We start from the raw sequence: 358 nt of genomic DNA, 5'->3' as shown, positions 1-358 counted from the left end.
GTGCGTCACGGGTTTCGTCGTCGGGGATGCGCAGCAGCGCCTCGGCAAGGCACATCAGCGCCACGCCCTCCTGGCTCGACAGAGAATATTCATGCACGAGGCCCTCGACGCCCGTGCCCTTGTGCTTGGCACGCAGTGTCTCGATCAGGATACGGGCCGTATTGGCCACGTCAGCTTTCATCTTTTCCGGCAGTCTGGCGGCTTCGACCAGGGGCGGCAGGGCCTCCGGCTCCGGCCGGCGATAGGCGGCGGTGATTGCTTGCCTGAGCGGCGATTGGGCATGGATCGGCGGCGCAAAATCAGCAAACGGCTGGCCGGCCTCGGTGTCTTCGTTCATCTTCAATGAGGTCGGCATGGT

Annotated in this window: 1 protein-coding gene; it reads right to left on the bottom strand. The window is 64.2% G+C overall.

The annotated features are described in order from the left end of the window. Positions 1 to 358: hypothetical protein (locus AC1D0P_RS32515; RefSeq protein WP_477680486.1), on the bottom strand; the 358-nt coding region annotated here is incomplete at both ends.

It is taken from the genome of Polaromonas sp. P1_G2 (genome assembly GCF_056405515.1).
The sequence above is the reverse complement of the archived record's forward strand: the minus strand, read 5'-3'. Positions and strand labels throughout refer to the sequence as shown.